Raw genomic sequence first — 12,109 nt, forward strand, 5'->3', positions numbered from 1 at the left:
GAGATCGCTCCGGGGACCAAGCTGCCCCGGCTGACGCATGTGATCCGCCGGGGCGCGCCCACCGGCTTCATCGCCAGCCAGATGGTCGCCGACAAGGTCCAGACCGGTTCCTCCACGTTGCCGTGGCGACGGGTGGGCTTGATCCAGGTGGCGTTGATGAGCCGCGCCAACGATCCGTCCTCGGCGATCGCGCCGAGCGAGATACCGCGGCTGCTGGGCGTGCAGGTCGCGCCATCGATGTACGAGGTGAATGGGCCTGGATGACGATGCCCGGACACAGGAGGCCGGACATCGTGGGAGCGTGACGACACGACGCATCGACGTTCTCGACGTACTCAGGGGCGTTGCCATCATGGGCACCCTGGGCACCAACATCTGGATTTTCACCAGCCCCCAGGGCCCAGCCGGGATCATGGAGGCGCTTGGCGCTCACGGAGCCGTGGAGACCTTCCTGCGCTTCCTGACGAACGGCAAGTTCCTGGCCCTGCTGACCCTGCTGTTCGGGGTGGGAATGGAACTGCAGTATCGCTCCGCCATGCGGCGGGGTGCCACCTGGCCCGGCTGGTACCTGTGGCGGGCGGCGCTGCTGTTCGCCGAAGGACTGCTCCACTACGTGCTGATCTTCGAGTTTGACGTGCTCATGGGCTACGCCGTGGTCTCGGTCCTGGTGGCGTACCTCATCGGCAGGAGCGACCGGGTGGTCAGGGCATGGATGATCGCCGTCGGCTCGGTGCTCACCGCCCTGGTGACTCTCGCCACCCTCGCCCTGCTGTACGGCAGGGCCTCCCTGACCGCCTCGCCGGGGAGCGCGCCCTCGACGTTGTTCTCCGACGGGAGCTACCTCGACCAGGTTGCCGCCAGGATCCACCTGATCGGCCTCTACCGGATCGAGGCCGTGTTCATCGTCCCGCTGGGCGTCGTGCTGTTCCTGCTCGGCTCACGGCTGGTGCGCGCCGGGGTCTTCGAGGACTCGGAGCGGGGCACCGCCCTTCGCCGCAAACTCATGGTCGCCGGAGGCGTGGGCCTGCCGCTGAACCTGCTGACCGCTTTCGCCGGGGACGCCTGGTTCCTGGTCGACCGCTACCTGCTGCCGCCCCTGGTCGCGCTGGGCCTGCTCGGGCTGGTGACGACCGTCGCGCACCGGATGAGCGGCGCCCCGGGGCTGGCGCGCAGGGGGCTGACCGCCGTCGGCCGTACCGCGCTGAGCTGTTACGTCTTCCAGAACCTGGCCGGTGCGGTGCTCTGCTACGGCTGGGGCCTCGGCCTGGCCTCGCGGTTCGACGGGTTGCGGCCGTGGTGGACGGTGGCCGCCTGGGCGGGCATCTGCGTCATGTTCATGACCCTGGCCACGCTGTGGCTGCGCCGCTTCGAGCGGGGACCGCTCGAACTCCTCTGGCAGTGGGCCTACACGGCGCCCCAGCGCCGGTCTCGGCCCGGGCACCAGGATAGTTCGGTGACGGATGATAAAATAACGGACAATTCCCTTCGGAGTTAGGATCCGGTTTGTCGCGGAAGGTCGTCGGTACGGTCGCCGCCCTTCTGCTGGTCCTTTTCGCTGTCGTCCATGCGCCGCTCCAGGTACCCCACGGCCTTCACCACGAACCCGGGCTCGCCGTCACGCTGGCGGGCGGCGCGGTGCTGCCCCCTGTCCTTCCGCATTCGGTGGCCCACAGCCTCCCGCCCGTCACCGGGCAGGGGCCGCCGGTGCGGGCGACGCGAATCCGCCTTCCACGTCCTGTCGCGGCCCCTGTCGCGCGGGCCGTACGCGATGTCTCCGAACCCAGGGCACCTCCGTCCAGCGATCTCTGACGCGCCGAAACCGAGATCGTCCGACGGAGGTTTTCCGTCGGAACCTCAGCGGGGGACCGTCGTTTTCAGGTGACGGGGAATGCCGTCCCTGACTGGTTGTTTCTCCGGCCTCATCGTGGGCTCTTCCTCAAACATTAGACAAGCGACGTTGTTATAATGATCGTGTGACTCGTCAGGCGCGCACCTCCCCGGTGCGGCGTATGACCTCGGGTACCACGTCGTGTGGTGCCCGAAATATCGCCGCCCCGTTCTCGCAGGGCGCGTCAAGGCGCGCCTGGAGGAGCTGATCCACGCCAAGGCCGACGAGCACGACTGGCAGATCGTGACGCTCGAGGTGATGCCCGACCACGTACACCTGTTCGTCAAGCCGCACCCGAAGAACTCGCCGTCAACGACTCGACGGCGCGCACAAGGCGGCGCTCGCCCTGGTCGGTGATTATGACGTGATCGTTCATGAGGATCTGCAGATCACGAACATGACCAGGCGTGCCGCGCCCAAGCCGGACGGCGCGGGCGGTTATCTGCCCAACGGCGGGTCCGCCAAGTCCGGTCTCAGCCGTTCGATCCTGGACGCGGGTTGGGGGGTGTTCCTGACGGTTCTCGCGGACAAGGCTGAAAGCGCCGGTCGCGTAGTGGTCGCGGTGAACCCCGCCAACACCTCCCGCACGTGCGCCCGATGCGGGCATTGCGCTGCTGGGAACCGCGTCACCCAGGCCGCCTTCCGATGTACGGCGTGCGGGCATGCCGCGCACGCCGACGTGAACGCGGCGATCAACATCTTGAGGGCAGGGCTTGCCCTTCGCCAGGCCGCGGCTGCGGCTTAGCGAGAAGCCGCTCCCTTCAGGGAACGGAGGAGTCACGTTCTACGAATGCCTGTTCACCATGCCCGGAATCCGCCCGGAGGGAGGGCGCCGTGGCACTGGGTGACGCTCTCATCGCCCTCGGCGGATCCTTCCTCGCCGCCGGGATCATCGCCAGACTCGGCGCCAGGATAGGGCTGCCGTCACGGCCTGCCCGGCCGGAAGAGGACCGTCTCTTCCGGCCGGGGACACATCCGGTACGGCGGGGCGGGCCTTTCCTCCCGCCCCGGGGCCGGTCAGGTGTTGGTGAGAACCGCGGGGACCGAAACCGCGGGGGTTCCCTCCCGGTTGTGGCTGGCGGCCCAGGAGGTCAGCGCCGTACGGCAGGCGTGGTCCAGGTGCCGCAGTCCGGACAGCTCCAGCTCGATGGGGCGGTCGCGGGGCAGCGCCTCCAGGGTGTCGAGCATCTTGGGCAGCCGCAGGAAGGTGGCGTTGCCGGTCAGCGTGACCCTGATCGGCCCGTCCGCGTCGCCGTCGTCGACCTCCAGATGGACGTGAGAGGTCTCCCAGGCGGTCTTGACGACTGCCATGAGCAGCCCGAGCAGCACACCCTCAAACAGGTTGAGGGTGGCGACCGCGACGGCGGTGCAGGCCAGGATCACCGCCTCGCCGCGATGCTGCCGCCACAGCGAGAGCAGCTGCGCGGCGGGGATGAGCTTCCACCCGGTGTGCACCAGGACGCCCGCAAGCGCGGCCAGCGGGATGACCTCAAGGGCGGCGGGTAGCAGGGCCGCGAACAGCAGCAGCCACAGCCCGTGCAGCACACGGGAGGCCTTGGTCCTCGCACCGGCTCGCACGTTGGCGGAACTGCGCACGATCACCGCGGTCATCGGCAGCGCGCCGAGCGCGCCGCAGACCGCGTTGCCCACGCCCTGGGCCATGAGCTCCTTGTCGTAGGCGGTGCGGGGGCCGTCGTGCATGCGGTCGACGGCCGCCGCGCTGAACAGGCTCTCGGCCGAGGAGATCAGCGTGAACGCCACCACGGTGCCCAGGAAGCCGAGTTCGGTGAGCCGGGACAGGTCGTCGAGGCCTGGTGGCCGGACCGCGCCGAGCAGGCCGTTCACCTCCAGCCTGGCGACCGGCAGGTCGAGGACCGCGACGGCGGCGGTGGCCAGAGCGACCGCCGCCAGCGGCCCCGGCAGCAGCCGTGCCCTGGCGGGCAGGCGCGGCCACAACGCCAGCACCGCGACGGTGCCGACGCCGACGGAGAGGGCGGTCAGGACGCCAGGGGAGCCGAGGGCGCCGAGGGCCAGCGCGGGCAGTCCCGCGAGCTTGCCGAGACCTGAGCCGGGAGCCTTGGCGCCGGCCATCGCGTACAGCTGCCCGGCGATGATGGTCAGCCCGATCCCGGCGAGCATGCCCTCCACGACCGCGACGGAGATGGCCCGGAACCAGCGGCCGAAGCGCAGCGCGCCCAACAGCAACTGCAGGAGCCCGGCCGCCAGCACCAGCGTGCCGAGGGCGGCGATCCCGTAGAGCTGCACGGCCTCGAAGACCAGGACGGTTAGACCGGCGGCCGGGCCGCTGACCTGCAGGCTGCTGCCGGGCAGCAGCCCGGTGACCAGGCCGCCGACGATGCCGGTGATCAGGCCGAGCTCGGCGGGCACCCCGGAGGCGACCGCGACGCCCACGCACAGCGGGAGGGCGACCAGGAAGACGACGAACGACGCGGCGACGTCGTGCCGCAGGGTTGACGGGAACACGAGGTCCTTTCTCAGCATGGTCGTCACCGTCACAGGGGTAGGAACGTGTCGTCACCGGGCCGGTGGGTGAACACCTTTCCCGTGTGCACCTCGTAGAACCAGCCGTGCAGACGGACACGGCCGTCCTGGAGCCGCCGCCAGACGACGGGATAGGCGCGCAGCCGCTCCAGCTGGGCTAGGACGTGCTGCTGGGTCGCCAGAGACAGGTCGGTCTCCTCGCCCAGGGGGTCGGCGGCGTGGGCCAGCCAGCCGCCCAGCGCGGGGATGGCGGCCAGGTCGTCGCGGCGGACCACGGCTCCGACGGCGGCGCAGTGCGAGTGCCCGCACACCACGATGTCGCCGATGCCGAGGGCCTCGATCGCGAACTCGATGGTGGCGACCTCGCCCGAAGGCCGGTCGAGGCTGTAGCGGGGCACGATGCCGCCGGCGGTGCGCAGCTCGAACAGTTCCCCGGGGTGCGCACCGGTGATCAGAGACGGGACGACGCGGGAGTCGGAACAGGTGATGAACAGCGCCAGTGGCTTCTGACCGGCGGCCAGCCGGTCGAGCCGCTCGCCGGCGACGGCGGCCCTGGCGGGGAAGGATCGGGCGTGCTCGATGAATGTGTGCATGCGAAAGCCCTTCGGACAGTCGTTGCTTCGGACACGTCGATGGAGCGGAGGCGGTCACGAGGACCGGAGGAGAGGGGCGTGCCGAACCGGCGGTTGCCGGTCGGCGCGTTCGGACGCGTGGACGTCTGATGTCTGTCGCGGATGGTGGCGCGGATCCCGGGTGTCGCTCCGCCGGCCCGGCCGGATGGGCGGGGAGGGCGGACCTGCTCCGCCCTCCCGGTGGTTTCAGCCGGTCAGGCTCACGGGATGGCGGGGGAGCGCGGCGAGGGACGGGTCGCGTCTTTCTCGCCGCGGGGATCGGAAGGGGCGCCGTGGCATCGCGGGCTGTCTCGCGCGGCTCCCGCGTACGCCTCACGCCTCACACGTCCGCCCGTCCGGCGCAGGCGGCGGGGAGGGACATGGAGGGAGACGCAGAGGGAGAAGAGCGGGGAAACGGCGGGGCCGCGTGAGACAGCGGTCCTGTCAGCAGCGGAACACCTGCAGTTGGGGCAGGGAGAGTAGCGCGGCACCTGCCGGCCCATGCCGCTCGGCTCCGGCACGGGTCGGTGACGTCGCCGAGGATTCGGACGACGAGAGCACCGACGCCGCGACGGCGCACGAGAGTCGCTTGCCGGCGCCGCGCAGCAGGGACAGGCATCGGAGGCAGTTGCCTCCCGCCCATCGCGACGGCGCCTGGTGACGGCAGCCGCGGACCGAGATGCCGAGGGGGCCACCCGGTTCGATGGTGGATTCGGCGTCCCGCATGGTGGCTGCGGCCGGGACGAAGGAGGAGGCGGTCGCGAGCCTGGTCGCCCGCGCCGCGCCGCCGGAGGCGGAGACAGCCATGAGAGCAGAAACGGCACCCGACGGCGCCGTTCCGTGGTCGTTGTCAGGGGTGACGACGACGTACGTCAACAGCAAGGAGGTCACCACGGCCACGATCCAGACGGGCACGTGACGCACCACGACAGACCTCCATGACATTGTCGGTTTCACCTCTTAGGCGACTTTCACCGCAAATGCTAATCGACAGACCGGGGCGACTTCACGATTCACCGGAGGCATAATTCCGTGACCGGACGGCCACGCTCTGCATAACCGGTAATGGTGGGGGAGGCGCGGGTGAAAGCGGGCCAACCGGGTGGCGAGGAGTGGCGTCGAATGGCCGCTCCGAGCAAAAGGCGAGGTCTGCTCACCTCTTACGGGTTCCATGGCGCTCTCGGTGGTGTCGGGTCGTTTCGTCGTGCCGGTGAGTGGCGGCCGTTCTTGCTGGATGCCGGCTTTTGTTGAGGGGCATTTCAGAAGAAATTCCCCCAAAGGTGGTGGGGGGTCGCCACCTTTCTCTGCTGCGGAGAATGAGGTGTGATGGACATCACATTAGGATGTGCTGGAAAGAGTTGGCGTATGTGATAATCGGCTATCGCTTATAGGAGTTTTGGCTGCTCTGTAGGTATAAGCGTGTAAAGAGCTTTTTGGTATTTTTGTCAGAGATCGCGGGCCCAGGGTGGGTTGGCCCCCGGCACCGAGCAGGTGAACGCGGCGACACGGGCCGCGAAGGCCGCCGCGTTCGCGGCCAGGTCGAGGTCGAGGGCGTCGAGCCGCCCGCCGAGCAGGCCGTCCGTGTGCAGCCGGTGCAGAAGCCCCGCGGTGAAGGAGTCGCCCGCGCCGACGGTGTCGACGACCTTGATGACGGGAGCGGGCACCGTGGCGCGCTCGCCGTCGAGGGAGACGAGCGCCCCCTCGGGGCCGCGGGTCACCACGACCAGCCGCGCGCCCGCCGCATGCCAGGTGTCGCAGACCCGCTCGACGGCCTCGCCGGGGTGGATCATCTCCAGGTCGTCGTCACTCAGCTTGACGACGTCGGCCAGCGCGCACCACCTGAGCATCCCCTTCCGGTAGACGGCCAGGTCGACGAACCCGGCGCGCACGTTGGGGTCGATCGAGACGGTCGCGCGTGCCGCGGTCCGCGAGAGCAGCTCCTCGACACGCTCGGCGCCGGGGGCGTGGACCAAAGCGATGGAGCCGGTGTGCAGGCAGGAGATGTCGCCGACCCGCTCGGCGGTCAGCTCCGCCGTGCTCCACTGCCAGTCGGCCGAGCCCTCCGCGTAGAAGGAGTACCCCGCCTGTCCCGACTCGTCCAGCGTGGCCACCGCGAGCGTGCTCGGCTCGGCCGCGCTCACACAGCCGGTCAGGTCGACCCCCGAGGCGTCGAGATGGGAGCGGAAGAGCGCGCCGAAGGAGTCTCGGGAGAGGCGCCCGAGGAAGCGGGTCGGCGTGCCGAGGCGGGAGAGGGCGACGGCGGTGTTCGCGGGACTGCCGCCGGGAAGGACGCGCAGGCTGAGCTCGCCCTGCGAGGCTCTCCCGGTCGCGAAGGCGTCGGCGACGCACTCGCCGAGCACGGCTACCTGGCTGCGGGACATGTGACCGCCCTTTCTGAGACGGCTCGACGGGAGGCGCTCCCTCGGCATCGCCGACCCCCTCACAGCCGATTGTTACAGTCGAGGACTCGAACCGTCGCCGTGCCGGGCCGTCGTGCCCGGTTGTCGCGCGGACCCTCGCGTGGGTCGCCGTGCCGGCCCGCCATGCTGGAGTCGGGGGCGCCGCCGGTTCCGGGGTGGGAAGCGGCCCAGCGTGATCCGCGCGCCGTGGAACGGACGGGCCCGCGACTGCGCGCCGTGATGCCCGCCGCATCGATATCGCACCGGAGAGGGAGAGACCGTCTTGTTGCGAAGCGTGGAAGTCCCCGACGAGGAACAGCTTGCCGAGCGCATGACCGGGCAACTGGCCGACCGGCTGCCGCGGGGCAGCCGGGTCTCGCCATGGCGGCGCGGTGCCGACTACGCGGCCCTGCTCGTCGAGGTGGACGGTGAACGGCGTTTCGTGCTCAGGGTGCCGCTGAGAGAGATCGCCCCCTCGGCGTACGACGGGACGGTCGACTTCGGCGCGGTGCTCGAACGTGAGGCCCTGGTTCACGGGATCCTCGCGGATGCGGGCGTCCCTGTCGCCCGTCTCAGGGGATGGCGGCGTGCCCGTGACGGAGAGGAGCACTCGTGGATGCTGCTGGACTTTGTCGGCAACGACGAGGTGGCCGAGCTCGGCGACGCGCAGCTCCACCGCCTCGGCGAGGTCCTTGGGCGGATTCACCGGACACCGGTGCCTGGCCCCCTCAGGGCGCTGCTCGGCGCCGAGTGCGCTCCAGAGGCGATGATCCGGCGGATCGGGGCGCGGGTGGGCGCGCTGGCCGACCGGGTGCCCGTCAGGGATCACCGCGCCTTGGTCGAGGCGGCCACGGCGGTGATCGAACGGCGTTGCGCCCAGGCGCCCCGCAGGCTGCTCCACATGGACCTCCGCCCGGAAAACCTCTGCTTCCGCGGGGACGACCTCGTCGCGGTGATCGACCTCTCCAACTGCACCATGGGTGATCCCGCCGCCGAACTCGGCCGGATGAGGGCCTACGGCCTCCTGGATGGGCCGCTCCTCGCCGGGTACGGCCCGCAGGAGGCGGACCTGCCCGGGGAGGAGACGGTGGCCGCGTACGCGACCGACACCTTCGCCCTGCTCGGCCTGCTCGGCGCCGACGAGTTCGCCGACCAGGACCTGGTCGACCGGGGTACGGCGGGACTGGAGTGGTGCGGGAAGGTCCTGTGCGGTTGACCCGGTAGGCCGGCCTCGATGGGGGAGGTCCCACACGGGTGACCGGGTCCGTCTCGCCGACCGACCTCGCTCACGCCCGGGACGGAGGCCGTGTGCCGGGGGCGCCCTCAGGGGCAGGCCCGGAACCCGGGGCGACGACCACCGTGCCCGAGGTGCCGTCGACCGTGATCTCCTGGCCCGTGACGACGTGCTCCGTCGCGCGGGCGACGCCGACGACCGCGGGGATGCCGTACTCTCGGGCGACCACGGCGCCGTGCGAGTTGGCTCCGCCCATCTCCATCACCAGGCCGCCCGCGGTGAGGAACAGCGGGGTCCAGCCGGGGTCGGTCGAGGGGCAGACCAGGATCTCGCCGGGTTCGAGGTGGGCGCCGACCGGATCGAGCACCACCCTCGCGATCCCGGTCACGCTCCCCGCGGAGGCGGGGGTGCCGGTCAGCGCGCCGTCGACCGGCGTCGCCGTGGCGACGGCCTCAGGCTCGGTGCCGTCGGACAGCACGATCCTGGGCAGGTGCCTGCGCCGCCGCTCACGGGCCGCCTCCTCCCGCCGCTCCGCGACAAGCGCCCGCGGTGTCCGTGAGCTTCCCGGGCCCTGTGCGCCCGCACCGCCGGAGAAGCCAGAGAAGCCGGAGAAATCGGAGAAATCGGAGAAATCGGAGATGTCGGGGGAAGAGGTCAGGGCGGTCCTGACCTCCCGTGCCGTCATGAAGAAGACGTCGTCGGAGGAGTCGAGGAGGCCGCGGGCCACCAGGTCGGCACCGACGGTCCTCAGCTCGGCGCGCATCGCGGCCAGGACGGTCACCATGAAGAACTTGGGCAGCTCGCGGAGACCGGCCAGGGCCCGCGCCCTGCCGAGGGCGAAACGGACGATCAGTCCGCGCGGGCCGCCCGCCCTGGTGGCCAGAGTCTTGATCATGAGCGCGGCCTCCGCGGCGCCCCTGGCGAACACGGCGTCGGGAGCCAGCGCCTGGTCCTCTAGGCGGAGGTAGTTGGTCAGCACACCGATGATGTGCGTGGGATCCTCCGACCAGCGCGGGACGCCGAGGTCGATCTCGGCGACCGCGCGGTTGCCGTAGACGGCCAGGAAACCCCGCAGCCCCCGGTCGACCACGCCCGGCAACGTCCCGTCGTGGAAGCGCCCGGCGAGCTCGGCGGCCGGGGTGCCGAGCAGCAGGGACGTGGCCTCCTCGTCCGCCCTGATCCGGCCTGCCAGGTGCCACAGGGCCAGGTCCATCTGGGTGGTCACATTGTGCGGTAGCCCGCGCAGGACGGTCGGGAGATCTCCCGGCCTCGCCTGCTCGCCCAGGAGACGGGAGGCCAGGCCGAGCATGGCGAACCCGGCCGCGGGCCCCGGCACGACCCGGGGGAGCAGGGTGACGGCGTGGACGCCCAGCATCCGCTCGACCCGGTCGAGCCGCTCCAGCGACGTGGCGCTCTCCGGCAGCGGCGCCAGATCCGCCCGCAGCCGTGATCCGAGCCGCTCGAGCCGCTCGCGCGCCGCCGGCGGGTTCAGCACGGCCCGTACGGTGTGTGAGGGAATCCGGAACCTGGCCGCGATCCCGAGGAACCTGCGCAGGGCGGGCCGCACCGAGCGCTGGGTCACGCTGAAGCGGGGGTCGTCGAACAGGCCGCGCAGCACCACGGCCGATCTGGCCTCCATCACGTCCAGCACGCGGGGCAGGAGCATGCGGCCGACCCGGCTGCGCACGAGCCCGGTGACGTCGAAGAACAGCCGTCCCGCCGCCTCCGCGAGCTGCGGAGCCCCGCCGACCACGTCGGCCACGGGGGCGCCGAACAGGGCGGAGCCCGACGACGACAGCAGCCGGAAGGCCGAGACGCCCATCGGGGTGAAGGGCGCGTAGACGCCCTGCGCCACGTTGACGGAGAAGTAGATCCGGGTGCCCTTCGTTCCCGCGTCCGGCACGGAGCGGCCGGGGACGGGGAAGAGTGTGGTGATCGGGCGAGACTGGGTCAGCCACAGCGTGCCGTCCGCGTCGATGGCCCACTCGGTGTCCTGCGGGCTCCCGTAGTGCTCCTCGACCCGTCCCCCCAGCTCGGCCAGTGCTCTGATCTGGGCGTCCGTGACGCAGGCCTGCTCGGTCGAGGTTCCAGCCCGGGTCTCGACGCGCTCGACGCCGCCTCCCGGCAGTGATCGTACGGCCAGCAGCTTGTCGCCGGGCCGCCGCTCGGTGATTCGCCCGGTCGCGATGTCGACCACGAAGTGGTCGGGGTTGACCGCGCCGGAGACCACGGCCTCGCCGAGACCGGGACTGGCGTCGATCACCGCCTCGTGCCGCCGCCCGGTGACCGGGTTGGCGGTGAACATCACCCCGGCGACCTCGGACTGCACCATCTCCTGGATCACGACGGCCAGCAGGACGGTCCGGTGGTCGATGCCGTTGGCCGCCCGGTAGGCCACCGCCCTGTCGGTCCACAGCGAGGCCCAGCAGTGCCTGACCGCGTCCAGCACGGCGTCCGCGCCGACCACGTTGAGGTAGGTGTCCTGCTGCCCGGCGAAGCTGGCGTGCGGCAGGTCCTCCGCGGTCGCCGAGGAACGGACCGCGACGGGGCCGTGCGCGCTGCGCCGTACGGCGTCGGCGATGTCAGCCGGGACCGGGGCGGAGAGCACCAGCTCACGGGCCTTCGCGGCCAGCTCGTTCAGGGTCTTGACGTCTGCGGGGGAGGCGACGGCCAGAGCGTCGAGCACGTCCTCGAGACCGGCCTGCCCCGTCACTCTGCGGTAGGCCTCCGTGGTGACGCACAACCCCGGCGGGACGGGGAGCCCGGCCGCGGTGAGCACGCCGAGGTTGGCGGCCTTACCGCCGACGAGGGGCAGCGTCTCGGCCCCGATGTCATCGAACTTCAGGATCAGTGGAGTGCTGAGCATTGGTGCGTCTCCTTGATGCTTCGCCGAGCAGGGTGAACGCCTGGGCCACGAGCGCGCGTTCCTCCGCGGTGAGATAGGTCATGACCTGGAGCTGGGCGTCGGCCCTCGCGCGCTCGAAGCTCCGCAGGAAGCCCGTGCCGCTCTCGGTGAGAGTGATCCGCCGCAGCCGCCGGTCCTCCGGGTCCTCGCGACGGTCGGCCAGGCCGCGCCGTACGAGCGCGTCGACCAGGCGGCTGGTCGCCGAGACCGACCGGCCGACGCGCTCGGCGAGCTCGCCGAGCGCCGGAGGGTCGGGACGGTCGAGGACGTAGAGCGTGGCGAGCTGGATCACCGAGGGCTCGTCGCCCTCGAACCCGCGCAGCAGCTGGAGGATGAAGCCGGGGAACAGGGCCCGCCTGAAGTCGCCGATGTCGTCGGCGAGACGGTCGCGCTCCACGCTGTCCACGGGACAACTCCTTGCATGGCTGCAATCAGTGTGTTTCCGCAAACGTAAGTCGACGAGACTAGAAAGTCAACAAGTGATGAAATAAGAGGAGGCTCGACCGTGGACAGGGGGCGCTGCCGTTCGGCCGAACGTGGAAGATGCCTGTTTTGCCTATCCTGTTCTGC

General features: G+C 70.7%; 12 protein-coding genes. 5 read left to right on the plus strand and 7 right to left on the minus strand.

All coding sequences use genetic code 11. The features are described from left to right. Together AB0395_RS39160 and AB0395_RS39165 are read left to right on the plus strand one after the other, a co-directional pair. Positions 1-264 (plus strand): hypothetical protein (locus AB0395_RS39160; protein WP_366290389.1); only part of this gene is annotated, 264 nt, incomplete at its 5' end. Between the two features lie 37 nt (positions 265-301). Then, complete coding sequence (locus AB0395_RS39165) at positions 302-1,495, plus strand: DUF418 domain-containing protein (protein ID WP_366290392.1); 1,194 nt, start codon at positions 302-304, stop codon at positions 1,493-1,495. On the opposite strand, the gene AB0395_RS39170 is transcribed toward AB0395_RS39165, so the two are convergent. Next, on the minus strand, positions 1,492-1,659 hold the full coding sequence (locus AB0395_RS39170) for a hypothetical protein (RefSeq protein ID WP_366290395.1): 168 nt from the start codon (positions 1,657-1,659) through the stop codon (positions 1,492-1,494). The two genes, AB0395_RS39165 and AB0395_RS39170, sit on opposite strands and share 4 nt — an antisense overlap. Before the next feature lie 370 nt (positions 1,660-2,029). On the opposite strand from AB0395_RS39170, the gene tnpA reads away from it, so the two are divergent. Next, the gene (gene tnpA, locus AB0395_RS39175; protein ID WP_366290398.1) at positions 2,030-2,245 is read left to right on the plus strand and encodes an IS200/IS605 family transposase; all 216 of its coding nucleotides are present in this window, start codon (positions 2,030-2,032) and stop codon (positions 2,243-2,245) included. Continuing rightward, complete coding sequence (locus AB0395_RS39180; RefSeq protein ID WP_366290481.1) at positions 2,235-2,633, plus strand: transposase; 399 nt, start codon at positions 2,235-2,237, stop codon at positions 2,631-2,633. Before tnpA ends, AB0395_RS39180 begins: the two co-directional genes overlap by 11 nt. A gap of 272 nt (positions 2,634-2,905) precedes the next feature. On the opposite strand, the gene AB0395_RS39185 is transcribed toward AB0395_RS39180, so the two are convergent. The 4 genes from AB0395_RS39185 to AB0395_RS39200 all read right to left on the minus strand — a co-directional run bounded on the left by AB0395_RS39185 (position 2,906) and on the right by AB0395_RS39200 (position 7,382). Continuing rightward, a complete protein-coding gene (locus AB0395_RS39185) occupies positions 2,906-4,390 on the minus strand; it encodes a SulP family inorganic anion transporter (RefSeq protein WP_366290401.1) in 1,485 nt (494 codons plus the stop codon). Between the two features lie 11 nt (positions 4,391-4,401). Continuing rightward, the gene (locus tag AB0395_RS39190; RefSeq protein WP_366290403.1) at positions 4,402-4,983 is read right to left on the minus strand and encodes a carbonic anhydrase; all 582 of its coding nucleotides are present in this window, start codon (positions 4,981-4,983) and stop codon (positions 4,402-4,404) included. Positions 4,984-5,445: 462 nt separating this feature from the next. Then, positions 5,446-5,928, minus strand: coding sequence for a hypothetical protein (locus AB0395_RS39195; protein WP_366290405.1), 483 nt, complete (start codon positions 5,926-5,928; stop codon positions 5,446-5,448). Between the two features lie 518 nt (positions 5,929-6,446). Then, positions 6,447-7,382 (minus strand): carbohydrate kinase, encoded by a 936-nt coding sequence (locus AB0395_RS39200; protein ID WP_366290407.1) that lies wholly within the window; start codon positions 7,380-7,382, stop codon positions 6,447-6,449. A 313-nt stretch (positions 7,383-7,695) separates the two neighbouring features. On the opposite strand from AB0395_RS39200, the gene AB0395_RS39205 reads away from it, so the two are divergent. Further along, the gene (locus tag AB0395_RS39205) at positions 7,696-8,616 is read left to right on the plus strand and encodes a phosphotransferase (RefSeq protein ID WP_366290484.1); all 921 of its coding nucleotides are present in this window, start codon (positions 7,696-7,698) and stop codon (positions 8,614-8,616) included. Between the two features lie 70 nt (positions 8,617-8,686). Here AB0395_RS39205 and AB0395_RS39210 read toward each other — a convergent pair whose 3' ends face one another. Next, the gene (locus tag AB0395_RS39210) at positions 8,687-11,500 is read right to left on the minus strand and encodes a PEP/pyruvate-binding domain-containing protein (protein ID WP_366290410.1); all 2,814 of its coding nucleotides are present in this window, start codon (positions 11,498-11,500) and stop codon (positions 8,687-8,689) included. Further along, positions 11,466-11,945, minus strand: a complete 480-nt coding sequence (locus AB0395_RS39215; protein WP_366290412.1) for a MarR family transcriptional regulator — start codon at positions 11,943-11,945, stop codon at positions 11,466-11,468. The genes AB0395_RS39210 and AB0395_RS39215 overlap by 35 nt, the downstream gene beginning before the upstream one ends. Positions 11,946-12,109: the final 164 nt, after the last annotated feature.

It is taken from the genome of Streptosporangium sp. NPDC051023, from assembly GCF_040689595.1.
Lineage (GTDB): Bacteria > Actinomycetota > Actinomycetes > Streptosporangiales > Streptosporangiaceae > Streptosporangium.

Bases quoted from the DNA above. Each gene is read 5' to 3' on its own strand.
- AB0395_RS39190 (WP_366290403.1), bottom strand. From the start codon at position 4,983: ATGCACACATTCATCGAGCACGCCCGATCCTTCCCCGCCAGGGCCGCC.
- AB0395_RS39170 (WP_366290395.1), bottom strand. From the start codon at position 1,659: ATGCGGAAGGACAGGGGGCAGCACCGCGCCGCCCGCCAGCGTGACGGC.
- AB0395_RS39185 (WP_366290401.1), bottom strand. From the start codon at position 4,390: ATGCTGAGAAAGGACCTCGTGTTCCCGTCAACCCTGCGGCACGACGTC.
- AB0395_RS39200 (WP_366290407.1), bottom strand. From the start codon at position 7,382: ATGTCCCGCAGCCAGGTAGCCGTGCTCGGCGAGTGCGTCGCCGACGCC.
- AB0395_RS39210 (WP_366290410.1), bottom strand. From the start codon at position 11,500: ATGCTCAGCACTCCACTGATCCTGAAGTTCGATGACATCGGGGCCGAG.